This is a genomic window from Pseudomonas uvaldensis (genome assembly GCF_021271205.1).
GTDB classification, from domain to species: Bacteria; Pseudomonadota; Gammaproteobacteria; order Pseudomonadales; family Pseudomonadaceae; genus Aquipseudomonas; species Aquipseudomonas uvaldensis.
Window position 1 is genome coordinate 16,779 of the sequence record NZ_JAIWKS010000008.1, and the last position, 19,690, is coordinate 36,468.

Consider the following 19,690-nt stretch of genomic DNA (forward strand, 5'->3'; position numbering starts at 1 on the left):
CTTATCCAGGGAGGAATAAGGTCAGTTTAGTTGGGGTTTGCTCAGGGTGGGGTGATGTACATCAACCCACCCTGATCGTGCAGGCAAGCTCCCTTGCCACAGGGGCAGTTGTTTCTACGGCAACTCGCGACTCGCGTAGAACGCACTCAACACCTTCACCAGATGGGCAAGGTCGTGGCTGCCGCACAGTTCACGGATCGAGTGCATGGCGAAGGTTGGCAGGCCGATGTCCACGGTACGCACGCCCAGTTGGCTGGCGGTGATTGGTCCGATGGTCGAACCGCAGCCCATGTCGCTGCGCACCACGAAGCTTTGCACCGGCACCTCTTCGGCCATGCACAGATGGCGGAAGAACCCGGCGGTTTCGCTGTTAGTGGCATAGCGTTGGTTGGAGTTGACCTTGATCACCGGGCCGGCGTTGAGCTTGGGCCCGTGGTTGGCGTCGTGTTTGTCGGCGTAGTTGGGGTGGACGCCGTGGGCATTATCGGCAGAAACCAGCAGTGATTTCTGGATGGCCCGTACAAATTCCTCACCGTCGGGGAGCAGGCGGCGCAACGTCTGTTCCAACATCGGACCATCGGCACCACAGGCCGAACAGGAGCCGACTTCTTCGTGATCGTTGCACACTAATACGCAGGTTTCTTCGGTATCAGCTTTCAGCAAGGCTTGCAGGCCGGCATAGCACGACAGCAGGTTGTCCAGGCGCGCACCGGCAATGAAATCGCCATGCAGGCCAACGATGGCAGCGCTTTGGGTGTCGTAGAAGCTCAGCTCGTAATCGAGCACCACATCGGCATTCAGGCCATGTTCGCGAGCCAGTTGGTCGGTGAGCACGGCACGGAAGTCGACGCGCTCATCGCCGGCGAACTGGGCGAGGATCGGCGGTAACTCGTTCTGTGGGTTGATGGCCCAGCCCTGGTTGGCCTCGCGATTGAGGTGGATGGCCAGGTTTGGAATCGTGGCGATCGGCGCCTTGAAATCGATCAGTTGGCTTTCGACCTTGCCATCACGGCGGAAGGTCACGCGTCCGGCCAGGGAAAGGTCACGGTCGAACCACGGCGCCAGCAACGCGCCCCCGTAGACTTCCACACCCAACTGCCAAAACCCGTGGCGTTGCAACTCAGGCTGCGGCTTGACCCGCAGGCACGGGCTGTCAGTGTGGGCGCCCACCAGGCGGATGCCGTCGTGCAAAGGCGCATTGCGCCCCAGTTTGAAGGCGATGATCGAGGAGTCGTTGCGCGTGACGTAATAGCGACCGTTGGCCTCGGTGGCCCAGGTTTCGCGTTCATCGAGACGTTGATAACCCGCCGCTTCAAGGCGCTTGGCGAGGCTGGCGGTGGCATGGAACGGGGTAGGGGAGGCCTTGAGAAAGTCGATCAGGCCCTGGTTCAACTCTGCGCGCATAAATAGCTCCAGACAGCAATGGTCGGGAGTTTACCCCATCGTCCGCCTGCGTTGCAGACCCATTCCCCGGTGCAGTTCAAGCCCGGGGGGGCGGATATGGATCAGCGCGACGTGGCAACTTGCTCGCGCAGGTAAGCCAGAATCAGGGGCTTGTCCTGGGGCTTCGACGGCTTGGGCAAATGCTTGGGCCAGTGTTCGAACTGACCGAACAGCTGTTCCTGATGCTTGAGGTCCAGGCGCAGGATCTCCCGTGAGGCCGAGTCCCACCAATGGTGCCTGCAAACGTCATAGTAGGGATTTTCAGGCGCCGCGCTGCCATACAACAGATCTCGGCCTATCCGGCGCAGGCTTGCGCGTTGTTTGCGCAGTTTCCATTTGATCTTCAGGCGCCGCCAGGCAGACGGGAACGGTTTGCTGCGGGGTACTTCAGCACAACGTTCTACCAGGCGAGAACTGAAAGCTTCCCCATACTGTGCGAAGAAATGCGCTTGCATGGCATGGAAGAAGCGTTTTTCGGCGAAGTAATGCAGCACTTGGCTGTTGGTTTCGCCAATGGGCCTGTCTCGTAATGTGAAAGAAATCGCGATCTGTTCGATGGTATGGATATCGAAGCCATCTGCGGTCCACTCATCGATCCGTTCGACGGCCTCGGCAAGCAACGAAGCGTCGCTATCGGTCACGCCGCACAGTCCGCTGTTGTAGAGCTTGAAGCCGTTGTCCCGGCTCACGCCGTGGGCCTGCAGGCACTTGCCGAGCTTGAGGTAGTCCTTGCGTTCGCAAACGTAGTCCCAGTCATACTCGAAGCTGTCCATCAGGTAGTGCCCTGGCTGGATTTGCTTGAACAGAAGGTCGGGATCGTCGAGGAATAACGTATCGGTGTCGACGAACAAGGTTTTTTCGGCGAGTGTCAGCCCTGCCGCAATGGCGCAGGCCTTGCGTCGATGCACGTAACCATGATCGCCTTGCCATTGCTGCAGCAATTGAGGGCTTAGCGCAATGGTTTCGACTGGCCAGCCAAGATAGTCCTCGGGCCGATCCGTCAGAATTCTGATGGTCGGCAACGTCGAGGGTCGGGCGTGTTTCAGGGCTGTCAGGATGCTGAACTTGGCTTCGTGCCGGTACGCCTGTTTGTCGCCGTAGACCAGGTACAGCAATTGGTGAGGGACTTTTTCTACCGGTGTTCCTTGGAAATCAATGACCTGCATGCAGAACTTTTCTCGGGTAAAGACGTTTTGGCTGGCGCGTTGGATACTTAGAAGGGCGCCGGGCACTCGAAGCGCAGGCGCTCGCCACTTTGCGGGTGGGTGAAGCTGAGCATGCTGGCATGCAGGCACAGGCGGGGCCAGGCGGCCAGGGCTTGCGGGTGGGCGTACAGTCCGTCACCCAGCAGCGGATGGCCGATGGACAACATATGCACACGCAACTGGTGGGAGCGGCCGGTGATCGGGGTCAGTTCGACCCGGCACCAGTCGCCGCAACGCTCCAGCACCCGCCAGAACGTCAGGGCATGCTTGCCGTGCTCATGGTCCACCACGTGGCGGGGTTTGGTCGGTGGGTCGTAGCGCAAGGGCAGGTCAATGCTGCCGCTGTCCAGTGCCGGCTGGCCCCAGCACAACGCGGTGTAGGCTTTTTCGGTTTCGCGGTCATGAAATTGCCGGGACAGTTCGCGATGGGTGTCCGGGTCGCGGGCCAGCAGAATGATGCCGGACGTTTCCCAGTCCAGGCGATGGACGATTCGCGCCTCCGGGTAGCCGTTTTCCTGCAAGCGGGTAATCAGGCAGTCCTTGTTGTCATCGGCCCGACCGGGTACGGACAGCAACAGGGTCGGCTTGTCGACCACCAGGACGGCGGCGTCCTGATGAATGATGCGGATGTTGGACAGGGGCATTAAAAACAGTCTCGGTACAAACGCCAACGGCGGCTCGGATTCTGCTCTCTACCTTGTACAGGGATGGAGGGCAGGACCCGAGCCGCCGTGGCTCCCGCAGGATCGATCAGCGATCCGGCAGGGTGATGTTGAGTTCCAGAATCGAGCAGCTGCCCTGGCTTTCCAGCGCGACATGCACGTCATCGTTACCGATGTTGACGTACTTGCGGATCACTTCGACCAGTTCCTTCTGCAAGGAAGGCAGGTAGTCCGGGGTGCTGCGTTGGCCGCGTTCGTGCGCCACGATGATCTGTAGACGCTCTTTCGCGACCGAGGCGGTACTGGGCTTTTTGTTGGCACGAAAGAAGTCAAAAAGGTTCATTACCTACCTCCAAACAGGCGCTCGAAGAATCCCTTCTTCTCGACGTTGAGGAACCGGTGTTCCAGGTCTTTGCCCAGCAGACGATCCACGGTATCGCTGTAGGCTTGGCCGGCGTCGCTCTGGTCGTCGAGAATCACCGGGACGCCCTGGTTGGAGGCCTTGAGCACCGCCTGGGATTCCGGGATCACGCCCAGCAGCCGGACGGCGAGGATTTCCTTGACGTCTTCGACGCCGAGCATTTCGCCCTTCTCGACACGCTCCGGGTGGTAGCGGGTGATCAGCAGGTGTTCCTTGATCGGCTCTTCGCCTTTCTCGGCGCGGCGGGATTTGCTCGCCAGCAGGCCCAGCATGCGGTCGGAGTCACGTACCGAGGACACTTCCGGGTTGGTCACGACGATCGCTTCGTCAGCGAAGTACATGGCCAGGTGGGCACCTTTCTCGATACCGGCCGGGGAGTCGCAGACCACGAACTCGAACTGCTCTTTGAGCTCCATCAGGACTTTTTCCACGCCTTCCTGGGTCAGCGCGTCCTTGTCACGGGTCTGGCTGGCGGCCAGCACGTAGAGGTTTTCAAGGCGCTTGTCCTTGATCAGGGCCTGTTGCAGGTTCGCTTCACCGTTGACCACGTTGACGAAGTCATAGACCACGCGGCGCTCGCAACCCATGATCAGGTCCAGGTTACGCAGGCCGACGTCGAAGTCGACGATGACAGTTTTGTGGCCGCGCAGAGCGAGGCCGGTACCGATAGCGGCGCTGGTGGTGGTCTTACCCACACCACCCTTGCCGGATGTAACCACGAGAATCTTGGCCAAGGTGTTTCACCCCTAAGGAAAAAGGACGTTGTCGGTCCCTGAAAAACATCTCTAGAGAACGGCGGCAATTGGACAGGCTTGGCTGGAACAGGGCGCTGAGCGGGGTTTACCTCCGGTAAACACTGCCTGGTCCTGTTTCCTACGTCGTTTCAGCCGTTTTCGCTACGTTTTAGAGATGCTTGGAAAATGCGGCAGTATCCGTTAAAGCCGAATGATGTTCAACACGTCGCCCGACAGGCTGACCTGGACACCGGCCCCCCACAGTGGGTCGCGGCGTAAATCTTCGGAAACCTTGTACTGCCCGGCGATGGAGAGCAGTTCAGCGCTCAACTGCTGGCAGAAAATCCTGGCTTTCGTGTCGCCCTTGACGCCGGCCAGCGCTCGACCGCGCATCGGGCCGTATACATGGATGTTGCCATCGGCCAGAAGTTCCGCCCCCGGGCTCACCGAGGACACCACGACCAGATCGCCACCCTGGGCATAGATCTGCTGTCCGCCGCGCACCGGCGAGGTGATGACGCGGGTCGGCTTGACGGTAGGCTCCGGCGGTTTCTCCGGTTTTTTCACCGCTTCGGCAGGCGCCGGTTCCAACAGCCGCTCCCGGGCGCCCGACGGCGGCAGTACGGGGATGTCGATGGCGATGGCGGCGGCGATGTCCTCGATGCGACTGGCACGAATCGCCAGGGTGCGCAGGCCATGCTGGCGGCAGACGCGCATCAGGCCGGGCAGGTCCACCGCGCCTTCGTTGGGCGGCAGCTTGTCCAGAGCCAGTACCAGGGGGGCATTGCTGAAAAAGTTCGGGGCTTGCGCGACTTTTGCCGTGAGCTGTCGGTCGAGGCCCTCCAGGTCGTTGCGGGCCAGCTCCAGCACCGTAATGGCGAGCATGCTGCCCTTCAGCTGGAACACGGGATCTTGGTCTAGCGGTTCGGTTTGGCTCATGGTCGGCGTACAACGGCTTGTCACTAAAAGTGCCGAGACTTATAACGAGATCGTCCGCCAGCCGCAAGCCGGGTCGAACGATGTAGAATGCGCGGCCCATGTCTTTATGGAAGCTGTAATGGATCGCCCGCGTTTTCAAACCGCTTTTTTTCATCCGCGTTTCTGGCTGCTCTGGTGCGGTCTGGGGCTGTTGTGGCTGATCGTGCAGTTGCCTTATCCGTGGCTGCTGCGGGTCGGTCGGCTACTGGGTGGATTGATGTACCGGGTGGCAGGCGACCGGCGGCGCATTGCCCGGCGCAACCTGGAGTTGTGCTTCCCGGAGAAGTCCGAGGCTGAACGCAAGCGTCTGCTCCAGGAGAACTTTGCCTCTACCGGTATCGCTTTTTTCGAGATGGCCATGAGCTGGTGGTGGTCGCGTTCGCGTCTGGCGAAGCTGGCTCACATCGAAGGCCTGGAGTATCTCAAGCAGGCCCAGCGCGACGGTCAGGGCGTGATCCTGATGGCCTTGCACTTCACAACACTGGAAATCGGCGCCGCATTGCTTGGCCAGCAGCACACCATCGACGGCATGTACCGCGAGCACAAGAACCCATTGTTCGATTACATTCAGCGACGGGGCCGTGAGCGACACAACCTCGACTCGCTGGCGGTCGAGCGTGACGATGTCCGCGGCATGCTCAAGTTGCTGCGCGCCGGTCGAGCGATCTGGTACGCGCCTGACCAGGATTACGGCGCCAAGCAGAGCGTCTTCGTCCCGCTGTTCGGCATCCAGGCGGCGACGGTCACGGCTACCAGCAAATTCGCCCGGCTGGGCAAGGCGCAAGTGGTGCCGTTCATCCAGGAGCGCCTGGCCGATGGCAGCGGCTATCGTCTGGTGATCCAGGCACCGTTGGATGATTTTCCCGGGGAGACCGAGGAAGTCGATTGCATCCGCATCAACCAATGGGTGGAGCAGTCGGTGCGTGGCTGTCCCGCGCAATACCTCTGGGCCCACCGGCGTTTCAAGAGTCGTCCGCCGGGTGAACCAAAGCTGTACGACAAGCGCGGTTGAACTGTAGTCCATATCCATGAGCACGGAGCGTTGCGATGACCCCAGCTGAACCGGTGACAGGATTGATTCTTTCCGGCGGCGGGGCTCGGGCGGCGTATCAGGTAGGTGTCTTGGCGGCGATTGCCGAATTGTTGCCGGACGGCGCGCAAAATCCGTTCCCGGTGATTGTCGGCACCTCGGCCGGGGCGATCAACGCCGTCAGCCTGGCGAGCGGGGCGATGGATTTCAAGATGGCGATCGAACGCCTGACTGCGTTCTGGCAGGCGGTGCGCAGCCATCAGGTTATGCGCAGTGACTGGCGTGGCGTGCTCGTCCAGGCAACGCGCTTCATCACCCACAGCTTGCTGGGCCTGGGCGCCAAGCTGCCAGTGGCGCTGATCGACAGCTCACCGCTGCGTGAATTGCTCCAGGCCCAATTCCACGCGTCGGGTATCGAGCAAGCCATCGCCGAGCAGCAATTGCGCGCCGTGGCGGTGACGGCGTTCGGTTACGAGTCCGGTCATGCCATGACCTTCTATCAGGGGCGTGGCACCATCGAGGCCTGGCTGCGACACCGACGGGTGGGCGTACCGGCCTTGTTGTCGGTCGAGCACCTGCTGGCCAGTTCGGCGATCCCCTTGCTGTTTGCGCCGGTCAAGATTGACCAGGAATATTTCGGCGACGGCGCGGTACGCCAATCGGCGCCCATCAGTCCGGCGTTGCATCTGGGGGCGAATCGGGTGCTGGTCATCGGTGTCAGCGGCAATCCTCGTGGTCCAGGCGCGCAAGCGCCGGCGGAGCGCAGCTACACCGGCCAGCAACCGACGCTGGCGCAGATCGGCGGGCATATGCTCAACAGTACGTTCATTGATAGTCTGGAAAGCGATATCGAGTTGCTCCAGCGTCTGAACGGGTTCAGTCATCTGCTGCCTGATAACGTGTCGCCCCATGCTCTGGGTGCCGCACCGGTAGACGTGCTGGTGATCTCGCCCAGCCAGCCGATCGACGAAATCGCCGCTCGCCATCGCCAGGAGCTGCCCCGCGCATTGCGGGTCTTCCTGCGGGGGCCGGGCGCGACCAAGACCAGCGGCGCGGGGGTGCTGAGTTATCTGTTGTTCGAGGCGGGGTATTGCAGCGAGTTGATCGAGTTGGGCCGGCAGGATGCGCTGGCCCAGCGGGAGGAACTGGCTCGATTTTTGGGGTTGGCTCAGGCGTGATGCAGCAACGCCAGCCAACATAAATCCACAAAGGGATTTACCGGACTGGGTAGGGATCAGAAATGGTACTTCAGCAAAAAGCTGGTAGTGCTCTGATTGGTCTTGAAGCCGTCGCTGTCTTCAATCGCGTATTTGTTTTTCCAGTAGTCGTATTCAACGCCCACATAGAGTTGCTTGGCCCCCAGTTTCAGCGCCTTGCCCAGGTCATATTTGATCTGCGGAACGATGTGCAGGTTGGCGTGGTAGGTACCTCTGGCATTGGTGTCGTTGTCGACGACCCAGTCGATGAAACCATCGATCAGGATGTCGGAGGAACCCACCGGCAGGGTATAGGCCCAGACGGGTGTGATCTGCCAGACGTCGTCGCCGGGGCGGGAGCCTTCGGTCTGGCGGTTGTAGAAGTTCAACTGGAAGTAGTCGAAGCCGGGGATCGACAGGTCGAAGCCGGGGCCGATCAGGTAAGACTCGTTGTCGCCTTCGCCAAACTCATAGGTCATGGCCAGCAGCACATCCTTGATCGGACCCACCTCCAGCTTTTGATCGAAGATCTTGCCGAACGACAGGCGCGGGCTGAATTCGCCGTAATAGGTGTTCGGCCCGGAGTTGCTGTCCTTTTTGCCGTTGTAAAAGATCCGGTCGAGGAAGAAGAAGTTGTCGCCGTACTTCCAGGCGTCGGCGTGTTCGAAGGTCACGGTCTGCTGGATGCGTGGGTTGATCTGGAAATCCTTGCCGTACAGGTAGGTCAGGCTGTTGTTCTGCCACTGCAACAGATCGTCGGCCATGGCCTGGCCGCCGGCCAGCAAGGAACCTGCAAGTATCAGGCTGGTGCACGTACGTTTCATTCGGTTTGCTCCCAAGGTCGGTGGTTTTTTAATTCAGCGCTCTGGTGTGGCGCCTTTTTGCCACGGATAAAACATCCGTTCGGTCAGCTTTCTGCTCGTGGCAGCGGCTGGCAGGATTGAGCCGAAGCCAGTCATGGCTGTCGGCAAGATCAGGCGTTGGACGTTATTGGAATTGGCCGGAGTCGAGCGGCCGCGCAGGATACGGGCTTGCACGGAAGGGCTCAAGTGCCTCCGCGTGGCATGTCTGCGGCGAATCTGAAGCGTGAGGGCGGGGCTGGGTCATCGGTGCATTCCTCTTGTTGTTATTGTCGAGGCGCAGGCAGTCGCTGACGGGCGACCGGCGGTGTGCCGGTGGCCTGTCAGCGGTATAACGGGTGATTGCCAGTGCTTAGTTGGTCCGTGCGCCCTGGCTGATCCAGGCACCGATCAGGTCGCGTTCCTGTTGGGTCATCTGGGTGATATTGCCCAGGGGCATGATCTGGGTGGTCACGGCCTGGGCCTGGATGCGTGCGGCCTGTTGCTGGATCTGCTGCGGCGTATCGAACATCACCCCGCCGGGCGCTGTGCTGAACAACGGGCTGGTGGGCTTGGCCGAGTGACAGACCGAGCAACGTTCCTGGATCACGGTATGGACTTTGTCGAACGACGGGCCCTGGGTGTTGGTGGCCTGGGTTGGGGCAGCGGCAGGTGCGGCCGGTGCGGGTTCAGGCTTGGCACCTCCACCCACGGCGGTTTCCGGCAACGGTTGGTACTCGATGACGCCCGGGGCCTTGGCCACCTCCGGTGCAGTGGGCGGTGCCTTGGGGCCCGTGACGTAAGCCAGGCATATCATCGCCAGAGCGCCGACCGGCAACGTCCAGGCAAACCGGTTGCTGTCGTGACGCGTATTGAAGTAGTGACGCACCAGCACCGCCGCCACCGCAATCCCGGCCAGGATCAACCAGTTGTATTGACTGCCGTAGGTGCTCGGGAAGTGGTTGCTGATCATGATGAACAGCACGGGCAGGGTGAAGTAGTTGTTGTGGCGCGAGCGCAGCAGACCTTTGGCCGGCAATGCCGGGTCGGGGGTGCGGTTCTCGGCGATGGCGGCCACCAGGGCGCGCTGCGCCGGCATGATGATGCGAAACACGTTGCCGACCATGATCGTCCCGATGACCGCCCCGACATGCAGGTAGGCGCCGCGTCCACTGAACACCTTGCTGAAGCCGTAGGCCGCCGCGATCAGCAGCACGAACAGGATCAGGCCGAGCAGGGCAGGGTATTTGCCCAGCACCGAGTCGCAGAGGAAGGAATAGACGAACCAGCCGACAAGCAACGAACCGAGTCCCAGGGCGACACCCTCGGCGCCGCTCAGGCCGCTGCCGGGGGCCAGCAGGTAGACGGTCGGGTTCCAATAGAACACCAGGCACAGCAGCACGATGCCCGACATCCACGTGAAGTAGGCTTCCCATTTGAACCAGTGCAGGTTCTCCGGCATGGACGGCGGCGCAAGTTTGTATTTTTCCAGGTGGTAGATACCGCCACCGTGGATGGCCCACAAGTCGCCGGCCAGGCCGCTCCTGGGGTTGACGCGATTGAGGTTGTTTTCCAGCCAGACGAAGTAGAACGACGCGCCGATCCAGGCCACGCCAGTGATCATGTGAACCCAGCGCACGCTCAGGTTCAGCCATTCCAGCAAATGTGCTTCCACAGTCGTTACCTCTCGCCCGTCACGCTTGTTCTCGCGTGATCGGACCTTCTCTTATTGGTGGGGGTCGAGGATCAAACACTCATCCTCTATGAAGAAATGCTCATCGCAGTTATTGCCTGTGCCACTGCGATCAACCACCAGGAAGTCATCCCGCTTTTCGATCGTCAGCACCGGGTGGTGCCAGACGCCGCGATGGTAATTGATGCCCTGCCTGCCGTTGGTGACGAAGGCGCGGACCAAGCCTGATACAGGTGCATCGCCAAGTGGCGCGACCACGATCAGAAAGGGGTTGCCGAGCAGCGGAATGAAAGCCTGGCTGCCCAGCGGATGGCGCTCCAGCATGCGTACGGTCAGTGGCATTTCCAGCGCATCGGCGCGGAAGATGCTGATGATCGCCTTGTCCTCCGGCGTGGCGGTTTCAACCGTCGCCAGACGATGGAAGCGCATGGTCGAACCGTTGTTGATCATGAAGTGATCGCTGCCGTCGGTTTCGATCACGTCACCGAACGGGGCGAAGGCTTCTTTGGTCAAGGGTTCGATCTTGAGTGTGCGCATGCTGGTCTTCTTAATCCAAATTCTGTGTTGTTGGTTCTGACGCCTTCGCGAGCAAGCCCGCTCCCACATTTGGAATGCGTACTCCTGTGGGAGCGGGCTTGCTCGCGAATGGCTTCACTGCCTACTTCGCGACCTTGCCCAAAACCCGCAGGCGACTCACGCCACCATCCGGGAACACATTCAAACGGATGTGGGTGATCGGGCCCAGGGCCTTGATCTGCTCGGCGAAGGTGTGTTCGGCGTGCATTTCCAGCTTCTGGCTGGGCAGCAGCTCACGCCAGAACAGCGATTGGGTTTCGATCTGGCTGTCGGTACCGCCTTTCACGAACGCGCCCTGGATCGAGCAGCTGTCCGGATAGTTACCCTTGAAGTGCAGGGTGTCGACGATGACTTTTTCAACGACGCCGGCATGGCCCAGGGCGACGATGACCCAGTCGTTGCCGGGGGTGCGGCGGCGGGCGGTTTCCCAGCCGTCGCCCATGTTCACGCCACGGCCCGGGTTGAGGATGTTGCTCATGCGGCCGAAATGCTCGTCGGAGCACGCCAGGGCACGCCCGCCATTGAGAGCGGCAGCCAGGTCGACCTGCTCGTTATCGCCCACGGCCGACCAGTCGCGGTAGGGAATGCCATACACACGCAGGCGGGCCACGCCACCATCGGGGTAGATGTTGAATCGCAGGTGGCTGAAGGCCTGGTCGTTGGCGATCTCATGGTAGTGATGGCTGTCGCCCTTCAATTCCACGGCCGCCAGAACTTCGGTCCACTGGGTGTTTTCGTCCGGCTCGCCTTCCGCCAGGAAGCAGGCTTCCAGGGAGGCAGACGGTGGGTAGTTGCCGGTGAAGAACGAGGTGTCGATGTCCACACCCTTGATCGAGCCCGGCACGCCCAGGCGGATCACGGCGCTGTCGTAGCCTTCGAAGCGCTTGCGGCGCGACTCCCAGCCATCCATCCACTTGCCGTTGTCGTCGAACACGCCCTCTTTCCACACGGCCGGGGTCGGCTGGAACAGGCGGTTGGCGTCGGCGAACCAGTCATCGGTGACCGAAATGATCCGGGTGCCCAGGCGCGCGTCGGCCAGGTTGACGAATTTCTCGAAAGGTACGGCGTAAGCTTTCATTCTTCTTGTCTGCCTTTTGATAAGTTGGCTGGGGATGCTTGCTCGACCCTGGGTCACCAGGGCGGCTCGCTAAAGGGTCAGTAGTCGGAACAACGCGATCTTGTTGATCTCCGCCAGCGCGCATTGGAACTCGGTGTCCACCGGGTTGTGGATGCGCGTTTCGAACGCCGCGAGGATCTGATGCCGGTTGCTGCCTTTTACCGCCATGATGAAGGGAAACCTGAACTTGGCTTTGTAGGCCTCGTTCAGCTCGGTGAAGCGCTGGAACTCTTCGGTCGTGCACTGGTGTATACCGGCGCCGGCCTGTTCGTTCGTGCTGGCTTCGGTCAGTTGGCCCTGGACAGCGGCTTTGCCGGCCAGGTCCGGGTGAGCGTTGATCAGGGCCAGTTGGCTGGCATGATCGGCGCTCAGCAGGATATCGCTCATGCGCTGGTGCAGGGTTTCGATCTCGTCGATCGATGGGTCCTGACCCAGGTCGAAGGCTTTTTCGGCCACCCATGGCGAGTGCTCGTAGATGTCGGCGAAGGCCAGGATGAAGGCTTCACGGCTCAAGGTGGACGGCTTGAGGGTCTGGAACGCGGTCATTTCGTCCCCTCCGTCTCAGAAGCGCCAGGGTGCGGATGGACCTGCTGCCAGTGGCGGGCAATGTCCACGCGACGGGTAAACCACACCCGCTCATGACCCTTTACATACTCAAGGAAACGCTTGAGGGAGGCGAGGCGGGCCGGGCGGCCAATCAGGCGGCAATGCAGTCCGATGGAAAGCATCTTCGGTGCTTCGGCGCCTTCGGCATACAGGACGTCGAAGGCGTCCTTGAGGTATTGAAAGAAGTCGTCCCCTTTGTTGAAGCCCTGCACCTGGGTGAAGCGCATGTCGTTGGTGTCCAGCGTATAGGGGATCACCAGGTGCGGCTTGCCGGTGGGTGTGTTGGGTTCCCAGTAGGGCAGGTCGTCGTCGTAGGTGTCGCTGTCGTAGAGAAAACCGCCTTCCTCCATGACCAGCCGGCGGGTGTTGGGGCCGGTGCGACCGGTGTACCAGCCCAGCGGGCGTTCGCCGGTGATTTCGGTGAGGATGCGGATCGCTTCGAGCATGTGCTCGCGTTCCTGAGCCTCATCCATGTACTGATAATCGATCCAGCGGTAACCATGGCTGCAGATTTCATGACCGGCGGCGACCATGGCGCGGATCACGTCCGGATGGCGCTGGGCGGCCATGGCCACGGCGAAGATAGTCAACGGGATATCGAATTCCTTGAACAGCTTGAGGATCCGCCAGACCCCGGCACGGCTGCCATACTCATACAGCGATTCCATGCTCATGTTGCGTTCGCCCTGCAGCGGTTGCGCCGCGACCATCTCCGAGAGAAAGGCTTCGGACTCCTTGTCACCGTGCAGGAGATTGCGCTCGCCACCTTCCTCGTAGTTGAGCACGAAGGAGAGGGCAATTCGGGCGTTGCCCGGCCAGTGGGGATGGGGAGGGTTTTTGCCGTAACCGATCAGGTCGCGTGGGTAGTCAGCGCTCACTGCAGTCTTCCTTCTTGTTCGAACCATGTAGGTGACGCCTGATGATGAGACTTGGGCTGGCGTCACGACGATGGGATGATTGTATACAACTTTATGCGCGCTTTGTAAGCCTGATTTTTTGCCTTTTTCACTCAGGCTCCGGGTCCATCTGCACTGCAAGAAATCTGCCCGTTTGGTCAGTTAGCCGGAGGAAAGTCATTGTATCCATTGGTTTGACCGCGAATTGGGACGAGAGGGCGGAGGAAAGCGAAGCAACGCAAATATCGGTATTTTATTGTGTACAATTTTCTCTTTAAGTGTCTTAATTCAACCATCGCCGTCCTGTCTCTTGCTCCGAAACGGTGCGGCTTGTCTTTTTAATCGATCAGGAGGCGCGCGCAATCAATGGGACGTTTGACCACTCACGTTTTGGATGCCGCACACGGTTGCCCGGGCAGTTCGATCAAGGTCGAGCTATATCGCGTGGAAGGTTCGCAATTGCAACGGGTCGCCAGCGCGCTGACCAATGATGATGGCCGTTGCGATGCGCCGCTGTTGCAAGGCGATGATTACCGATCCGGTGTCTATCAGATCCAGTTTCATGCTGGGGATTACTACCGCGCCCGTGGCGTCCAGCTGTCCGAGCCGGCGTTCCTGGATGTGGTGGTGCTGCGCTTCGGCATCTCGGCCGAGCAGGACCATTACCACGTACCCTTGCTGATTTCACCCTACGCCTATTCAACCTATCGAGGCAGCTGATCCCCCAAGCAGCTGCCTTGCCCTGGAAGCGACTGCGCATAGAGCTTCTTTGGTTTTTTGCCCGCTCACACTGCGGGCTTTTTTTTTGAGCGGTGTATCTACAGCCTGGCGTTGTCATCCCGGATGATGAACACCGTTTCCGCAATGCCTGGATGCATTTCCGACCCACCCTTGAGCCAGACGATCTTGTTGGCGGCGTGGGCGTCCCTGACGACTTTCGCAGCGGCTTCACCCAACTGGTTTTCCAAGAGGACGCCGGCCATATTGGGGTCCGTATAGGAAGGCAGGGAGATCTTCGGGATTCTGGTGCGGTGCAAGCTCATGAAAAATACATAGTCATGCCCCGTTCGTTGGAATACCAACGCCGGAAAGCTACTGAAAGAACTGGGGTCCATGACCGTATAACCATTGCGGGCCAGGAGTCCGGCCATAAAGCGCTTGAAGTCCACCGGCGAATAGGTCGTGAGAAAATAGAGCCAGTGTCGCTTGAACCGCAGGGGATCGAAGTCCAACCGATCCAGCGTTCCGGTGGCGGAAGGCGCGGGCAGGGCTATCGCACGGGCGGTACCTCTGGACGACGGAGAGGTGGGAAGAATCGGAAGCATCAGTAACGGATCGGTCCATTGCGGATGCGGTGACGGTGTCGCGTTGTTCCGACTGTCGATCATCTGTCGGAGAGCGTTCAAACCTGCCGCGTCGGCATAATGCGAGTCATTGGCGAGTTCGAATTGCCTTCTTGCAATATTTTCCAAGGTGACTGTAGTGACCTCTGGAAAATCCTCCCTGACGTAAGTTGTCAGCGGCTTGTCGAAAGGTAACCTGGTGTCGATTTCCCAGTGATTGTCCGGCGGAACGCGGGTCACGCTTCTGGGTTGCTCGTCGGGCGTATGCCTGAGGATGGCTTCCAGCAAGTCAAAATCATAGGCGGGATGCATGGGCGACTGAATGTAGGCGCCAGGGTACTGGCGTGCGTCGACGCGGGTCAGCACTTTGTAGTGGACATTGCCTAGGGTGATGTACTCCCACACCGTGAACCGTGGGTCGATTCCCCAATTCTTCGTGAACGCCGAGGTACTTTGTGTCGCTGCTTCGCTTTGTGAGGTTGTCGCACGTGCACGCTTGGGCGCGACAGCTTCCGGAGACTCATCATCCGACAGCCTGTGGAGCGTGACGGGGTTGAGATCACTGCCGTGCGTCACGTCGCGTTGCGGAATCAGGTGCCATAGAAGGCTGCCTTCCACTTGCGCCAGGCGCGGTCCGGAGGCGACGAGTTCGGTGCTTAATCGGGCTCTGAAGTTCTGTTCGGCGTCGCGTCCCAGCAGCACCGTTCCGCCCTCTGCAAGCTCGACATAAGTACGGGTTCTGAATGTCCGGATGCCGGAGGTTGGGTCTGGCTCCGATAACATGGGGACCAGTTCGGATGAGAGGTAATAGCGGTCCAGCGGTATCGAGAGCGTGGTATCGCCGAGGGCTGATGCGATTTCGGCTATGTGAATGGTTGGGGGCGGCAATTCGGGGGACTCCGGCGGTCGCCCGGTCGGGGAGAGGGGGGGCGGCTCTATTACTTCTCCCCTCACGGGAATCCTGACCATGGCTTCCTGGGTTGTATCGCGGCTGGGGTGGGGGCTTTCAGGGGACGAGGTCGGGACGTTGGGACGGGTATTTCGTCTTGGACTCATTGAAAATGTCTGCTCTTGAATATTTTGGAAAGGTGATTGGTCCACGTAGCCATGAGGCCTGCCGGCTGACAGGCCAAGGGCTTGAAGATGGTCGGGGAAAATGAGCAGGCAGGTGCACTACATATGTATAGGGCGCCTGAAAGAAGCTTCGGGAGCGTGACGCCTAGGTATGTTGGCGCGAGGCGCCACCCAGTGAGAGGGGCCAACTCAATCGGGAGAGTCTGATGCCAAAAAGCGCGCTCAGCACCAGTGTGCGAGCGAACATCGCCGAATGCCCCAGCGTGAAGCTTTCCATCACTTCCACGCATTTGGCCCGTAATGAACGAAGAGCGTCATCACCCATGGGAGGCGTCCGATCGAGGCCTTCCCGGGCCAGGTCCCGATAGATCTTGAGATGGTGGTCGCACAGGTTTGTCTTCCTCAAATTCGCCACTTCAATGACGCGGGGCTCACCGGTATCGAATATCCATTTGCGGGTTTCAAGGTCATAGCTCAACGTGCCGGCAGACCCATCCTTGACGGCCATGTGATAGACCTTGAGTCGTCTGGATGTCAGGCTCGACAGTTCATCGGTCAACGCTGCGCCGGGATCGCTAAGAGGGGACAAATACCGACCATCGAGCGCTTCCACATAAACCCGGCCGAACAGGCTGTCGACGGCATGAACGACGCCTTGCGCGGTGATGACACGTATCTGGTCGACAAGGTCATGCTCTTCAGGAATGGCAAGATGAATGACAGTTGTGCCAATCCGCAGCAGGTTGGCGGACAGTTTTATCTCCACTTGACCGAGGCCAGTGGCGTCGAGCTCCCAGGTGGAGGCCTGGGCCAACCGTGGTTTTGCGCCGGCCAGCGCACCTGGCGTGGACAGGCGTAGCGTCATGTTCGGGCTCAGGTGGACGAGGTACGTGGAGCCTTCGCCAATCAGGACTTCGATTCCCGTCTGTAGCGCGGGGGTGGTGAGCATGGCACAGGTTGCCCGATTGCGCAGGTGATAGGGCTGTTTGTCCAAGGGCGGCAGCCAGGCGTATTGCTTTTTGGTTGGGGCGAGGGTTGACAGTGACGCTTCTGTTTTCCACGCCATCGGCGCTTTATCCGTGAAGGGCCTATCCAGCAGCAGGCTATAGTCGGGTGAGGGTTGGACCAGGCGATAGGACGAGCCATCTTTCATGACAAGAATAAACGTGTGATGTGAACTCAAGGCGGAAAACGCCCGTCGGTTCACCTCAACTTTCTGTGCGCTGTAACGCTCATCGGAGCTCGCCAGGTTCTTCAGGACGACCTGCCTGTCGCCAAAGTGAAGCGTCAGGCCACATTCGCCATATCTGACGATGTCCCCTTCATCGTTCTGTGTGACATGAACGCTGTAGTGGGCTTCGACGCGTGTCAGCTCCGCGTGCATATAGTCCAGATGGAGCGTTGTGGAAAACCGGCTTTTTTGTTTGACCTTGAGCGTCGTGAGCTCAATGTAACGTGAAACGAAAAAACTCGAATCCTTGTCGTGGGCGATCTGTTGCTCTCCATCAGCATTCAAAATGGCCGGGTTTCTGGGTGTGCCTGGCTGCACCATGACGGTTTCAATGTCGAGCGGGCCAACATGCTCGATCACCTCGGGCAAATCCGGGACCAGATGGTAGCCATCCTTGGTCATGAACATCAGGCGATCGTTTTGCAGGCCCTTTGGATAATCAGTGTCTTCATAGACGTTCCTGATGATGACGTCGCGAAATTGCCAATCATTGGCGTCGAAGCATGAACGGATCACCAGGTTGCCTGATTCGATTTTCCAGCTTTCAATCAGGTCCGCCCTCCAGTCCAGCGCAATGGTGCTGTGGCCCGCGCCGTCTTCGGTGATGAAGACACAGCCCGGCTTATGAGCGATGGCATAGGCATCGTCACCAGGACCGCCGTCTGCATCACGGTTATTTCCACCGAGAATGAATATCCGGTCATCGCCCGCACCGGCCTCGATGGAATCATTGCCGCGGGATTTGATGATGTTTGCGCCAGCGGTACCCCTGATGACATTCGCGCCGCCTTCGGGAATCTCTACGTTTTCGATACTTTCCAGATCAGCGTGGCGATAGAGCCCGCTTTCGGTGCTACTGACATGAGTGATGAAAGACACTTGCCCGGTGTCCAGGTCGACGTCGTAACCCCGTCGCGGCTGCTCATTACCGCTGGCACGACCCGATAAAATGAGCGTGTCATTACCCAGGCCGCCCACGAGGCGACTGGGGGTTCCACTGAGGGTTTCGGTGCTGCCCTCGAAGATGAAGACGTCATCCTTGATGCCGCCGGATAGTTTTTTAACGCCTGCGCCATAGTGGAAGACATTGGGTTTGTTTTCGGTACCGAGCACCGTGTCGTCGCCACCGCCGATGTACCAGTGGATACCCTTGTGTTCGGCTGACGATACAACCACCGCACCCGGCGTCTCGGCCGTCACACCGCTGCGTGCATCGATCCGGTCGTCGGTGTCTTTGATCCTGGGACGTACCGTCGTCGCCTGGTATCTCTCTCCCGTCCACCAATTCCAGGTGTTGTAGGTCACCGGTTCGAGTTCCACGGTGAATTTGCCGTTTACGATAGCCCCCGTGCTGTCTTTCAACGGGCCCTTGAGCAAGTTCAGGGCACTGGCCTGGAGCAGCTTCGAATGTCCGACGGTGGTCTTGGCGATGGTATAGCGATCCTGGATATCCTGATCAGGACTGATCGTCCAGAAGGCAAACCAGCCCGTGCGCAGGCGCTCCTGTACGGTGAGGTCTATATAGTCGTCGATTTCATCGACTTGACGAATCGCCCCCCAGACTTGCGACCCAACCACCAGGATGAGCCCCGCGGCAAGACCCATGGGGCCGGCTGAGCTGAACCCCGCCAGTGCCGCCAGGCCGATGGTGACGGTCATGGCGGCGCTGGTGACGCTCAACGCGGCGCTGACATAATGATCGGTCGCCTCTTTCCCGGTAGCGTTGGCGGCCGCCTTGAAGGCGTCGACAGCGGCGACGATGTCGAAAGGCAGTGTCAGAACGCTGGCAATCAAGCCGCTTCCACGGGCCAGTTTCGTGGCGAAGGTCGTTTTAGTGAAATCGCCGAGGGAACGCTGACCCGCCGTGATCATCTGGGTGGCTTGCCGGGTCACGGCGGCTTCGACACCGATCGACGCCACTTCGGCGGCCACGCTGCTGCCATTGAAAACGGTCTGGTAGGCATCCTTGTTGCGAATGGCATCTTGCAAGCCCCGCAGGCCGCTGTAGATACCGAAGGCCTGGAGCCCCAGGCCCGTGGGAATGAGGGCATTGCTTCTGGTTTTGTTCACCCAACGCAGTGGCTGCTGCGCAAATGCCTGGAGATCCAGCTTCTGGGCGGCTTTCAAGAGCTTTTCCAGTGCGCTTCGGTGGCGGGCGGGCTCGGCCAGCGTTTCGGGACTTTCCCTTAGCAACGGCAGCGCGGTGTGCGAGCGCTGACTCGCTATTTCGAACAGCAACGTCGGCAGCCGATAGTCGTCAGTATCGGTGGTCAGTTTCAGACGGGTTTCGATATCAGGCGCGGTGAATTGCAAAGAGTCCACGAAGAACCGATTGGCAATGCGGAAAAACGTATTGTCCCCGTCCAGAGGCTGCCCATCAGTCGTTGCTCCCAGAGCATCGAGGGCTGAGCGGGTCACCGTTACGGAACCGATGTGCAGCGGACCATAAAGCCTATCGACGACTTCAAGTTGAGCCCGCCTGTGCAGGCGGTCCGACAAGAGCGCTACGTTATCCACAGCGTTGAAGTGGAGTGTCTCGACGGTGTGTTCGTTTGCGTGAAAGCCCAGGTCCGAAATGACGACGGTAGGCTTGTCGGGGAAGGAGCTGGGTTGGAGAGCCTTGGCCATGGTGAACGTCCTTGTTCA

At 59.8% G+C, this 19,690-nt stretch carries 18 protein-coding genes; 3 read left to right on the plus strand and 15 right to left on the minus strand.

Annotated elements, in window-relative coordinates; all coding sequences use genetic code 11:
- Nucleotides 1-114: 114 nt before the first annotated feature.
- The 6 genes from LCU97_RS18510 to minC form a co-directional block, all read right to left on the minus strand.
- Nucleotides 115-1,404, minus strand: a complete 1,290-nt coding sequence (locus tag LCU97_RS18510) for a M18 family aminopeptidase (RefSeq protein WP_053149809.1) — start codon at nt 1,402-1,404, stop codon at nt 115-117.
- Between the two features lie 101 nt (nt 1,405-1,505).
- On the minus strand, nt 1,506-2,609 hold the full coding sequence (locus LCU97_RS18515) for a hypothetical protein (protein WP_232777439.1): 1,104 nt from the start codon (nt 2,607-2,609) through the stop codon (nt 1,506-1,508).
- Between the two features lie 47 nt (nt 2,610-2,656).
- Nucleotides 2,657-3,292: an RluA family pseudouridine synthase gene (locus LCU97_RS18520; protein WP_025214990.1), complete on the minus strand. Its 636-nt coding sequence runs from the start codon at nt 3,290-3,292 to the stop codon at nt 2,657-2,659.
- Between the two features lie 106 nt (nt 3,293-3,398).
- On the minus strand, nt 3,399-3,653 hold the full coding sequence (gene minE / locus LCU97_RS18525; RefSeq protein WP_007960071.1) for a cell division topological specificity factor MinE: 255 nt from the start codon (nt 3,651-3,653) through the stop codon (nt 3,399-3,401).
- Nucleotides 3,653-4,465, minus strand: a complete 813-nt coding sequence (gene minD / locus LCU97_RS18530; RefSeq protein WP_024779631.1) for a septum site-determining protein MinD — start codon at nt 4,463-4,465, stop codon at nt 3,653-3,655. Before minD ends, minE begins: the two co-directional genes overlap by 1 nt.
- Nucleotides 4,466-4,666: 201 nt before the next feature.
- A complete protein-coding gene (gene minC, locus LCU97_RS18535; RefSeq protein WP_053149815.1) occupies nt 4,667-5,404 on the minus strand; it encodes a septum site-determining protein MinC in 738 nt (245 codons plus the stop codon).
- Between the two features lie 118 nt (nt 5,405-5,522).
- Here minC and LCU97_RS18540 point away from each other — a divergent pair, with 118 nt between their 5' ends.
- Together LCU97_RS18540 and LCU97_RS18545 are read left to right on the plus strand one after the other, a co-directional pair.
- A complete protein-coding gene (locus tag LCU97_RS18540) occupies nt 5,523-6,455 on the plus strand; it encodes a lipid A biosynthesis lauroyl acyltransferase (RefSeq protein WP_053149818.1) in 933 nt (310 codons plus the stop codon).
- Nucleotides 6,456-6,490: 35 nt separating this feature from the next.
- A complete protein-coding gene (locus LCU97_RS18545) occupies nt 6,491-7,651 on the plus strand; it encodes a patatin-like phospholipase family protein (RefSeq protein ID WP_053149820.1) in 1,161 nt (386 codons plus the stop codon).
- A gap of 56 nt (nt 7,652-7,707) precedes the next feature.
- Here the strand turns inward: LCU97_RS18545 and LCU97_RS18550 are convergent, their stop codons facing one another.
- The 7 genes from LCU97_RS18550 to puuE all read right to left on the minus strand — a co-directional run bounded on the left by LCU97_RS18550 (nt 7,708) and on the right by puuE (nt 13,378).
- Entirely contained in the window at nt 7,708-8,493 is a 786-nt protein-coding gene (locus LCU97_RS18550) for an outer membrane protein OmpK (RefSeq protein ID WP_053149823.1), read from the minus strand.
- A 33-nt stretch (nt 8,494-8,526) separates the two neighbouring features.
- Nucleotides 8,527-8,706, minus strand: a complete 180-nt coding sequence (locus LCU97_RS18555) for a hypothetical protein (protein ID WP_232777440.1) — start codon at nt 8,704-8,706, stop codon at nt 8,527-8,529.
- A 175-nt stretch (nt 8,707-8,881) separates the two neighbouring features.
- Complete coding sequence (locus LCU97_RS18560; protein ID WP_053149829.1) at nt 8,882-10,183, minus strand: urate hydroxylase PuuD; 1,302 nt, start codon at nt 10,181-10,183, stop codon at nt 8,882-8,884.
- A gap of 51 nt (nt 10,184-10,234) precedes the next feature.
- On the minus strand, nt 10,235-10,738 hold the full coding sequence (locus LCU97_RS18565) for an ureidoglycolate lyase (RefSeq protein WP_232777441.1): 504 nt from the start codon (nt 10,736-10,738) through the stop codon (nt 10,235-10,237).
- Between the two features lie 121 nt (nt 10,739-10,859).
- Nucleotides 10,860-11,855: an allantoicase gene (gene alc, locus LCU97_RS18570; RefSeq protein WP_053149833.1), complete on the minus strand. Its 996-nt coding sequence runs from the start codon at nt 11,853-11,855 to the stop codon at nt 10,860-10,862.
- A 69-nt stretch (nt 11,856-11,924) separates the two neighbouring features.
- The gene (gene uraD, locus LCU97_RS18575) at nt 11,925-12,440 is read right to left on the minus strand and encodes a 2-oxo-4-hydroxy-4-carboxy-5-ureidoimidazoline decarboxylase (protein WP_053149836.1); all 516 of its coding nucleotides are present in this window, start codon (nt 12,438-12,440) and stop codon (nt 11,925-11,927) included.
- Entirely contained in the window at nt 12,437-13,378 is a 942-nt protein-coding gene (gene puuE / locus LCU97_RS18580; protein ID WP_232777442.1) for an allantoinase PuuE, read from the minus strand. The genes uraD and puuE overlap by 4 nt, the downstream gene beginning before the upstream one ends.
- Nucleotides 13,379-13,762: 384 nt before the next feature.
- Between puuE and uraH the strand changes: the two genes are divergently transcribed.
- On the plus strand, nt 13,763-14,116 hold the full coding sequence (uraH, locus tag LCU97_RS18585) for a hydroxyisourate hydrolase (protein WP_053149842.1): 354 nt from the start codon (nt 13,763-13,765) through the stop codon (nt 14,114-14,116).
- A 98-nt stretch (nt 14,117-14,214) separates the two neighbouring features.
- Here uraH and LCU97_RS18590 read toward each other — a convergent pair whose 3' ends face one another.
- Nucleotides 14,215-15,627, minus strand: coding sequence for a hypothetical protein (locus tag LCU97_RS18590; protein WP_232777443.1), 1,413 nt, complete (start codon nt 15,625-15,627; stop codon nt 14,215-14,217).
- A 331-nt stretch (nt 15,628-15,958) separates the two neighbouring features.
- A complete protein-coding gene (locus LCU97_RS18595; protein ID WP_232777444.1) occupies nt 15,959-19,672 on the minus strand; it encodes a calcium-binding protein in 3,714 nt (1,237 codons plus the stop codon).
- Between the last annotated feature and the right edge of the window lie 18 nt (nt 19,673-19,690).

Excerpts from the sequence above, each read along its gene's own strand:
- uraD (WP_053149836.1), bottom strand. The coding sequence starts at position 12,440 with ATGACCGCGTTCCAGACCCTCAAGCCGTCCACCTTGAGCCGTGAAGCC.
- LCU97_RS18550 (WP_053149823.1), bottom strand. The coding sequence starts at position 8,493 with ATGAAACGTACGTGCACCAGCCTGATACTTGCAGGTTCCTTGCTGGCC.
- LCU97_RS18565 (WP_232777441.1), bottom strand. The coding sequence starts at position 10,738 with ATGCGCACACTCAAGATCGAACCCTTGACCAAAGAAGCCTTCGCCCCG.
- LCU97_RS18595 (WP_232777444.1), bottom strand. The coding sequence starts at position 19,672 with ATGGCCAAGGCTCTCCAACCCAGCTCCTTCCCCGACAAGCCTACCGTC.
- minE (WP_007960071.1), bottom strand. The coding sequence starts at position 3,653 with ATGAACCTTTTTGACTTCTTTCGTGCCAACAAAAAGCCCAGTACCGCC.
- LCU97_RS18515 (WP_232777439.1), bottom strand. The coding sequence starts at position 2,609 with ATGCAGGTCATTGATTTCCAAGGAACACCGGTAGAAAAAGTCCCTCAC.
- LCU97_RS18510 (WP_053149809.1), bottom strand. The coding sequence starts at position 1,404 with ATGCGCGCAGAGTTGAACCAGGGCCTGATCGACTTTCTCAAGGCCTCC.
- LCU97_RS18520 (WP_025214990.1), bottom strand. The coding sequence starts at position 3,292 with ATGCCCCTGTCCAACATCCGCATCATTCATCAGGACGCCGCCGTCCTG.
- alc (WP_053149833.1), bottom strand. The coding sequence starts at position 11,855 with ATGAAAGCTTACGCCGTACCTTTCGAGAAATTCGTCAACCTGGCCGAC.
- minC (WP_053149815.1), bottom strand. The coding sequence starts at position 5,404 with ATGAGCCAAACCGAACCGCTAGACCAAGATCCCGTGTTCCAGCTGAAG.
- LCU97_RS18540 (WP_053149818.1), top strand. The coding sequence starts at position 5,523 with ATGGATCGCCCGCGTTTTCAAACCGCTTTTTTTCATCCGCGTTTCTGG.
- uraH (WP_053149842.1), top strand. The coding sequence starts at position 13,763 with ATGGGACGTTTGACCACTCACGTTTTGGATGCCGCACACGGTTGCCCG.
- LCU97_RS18545 (WP_053149820.1), top strand. The coding sequence starts at position 6,491 with ATGACCCCAGCTGAACCGGTGACAGGATTGATTCTTTCCGGCGGCGGG.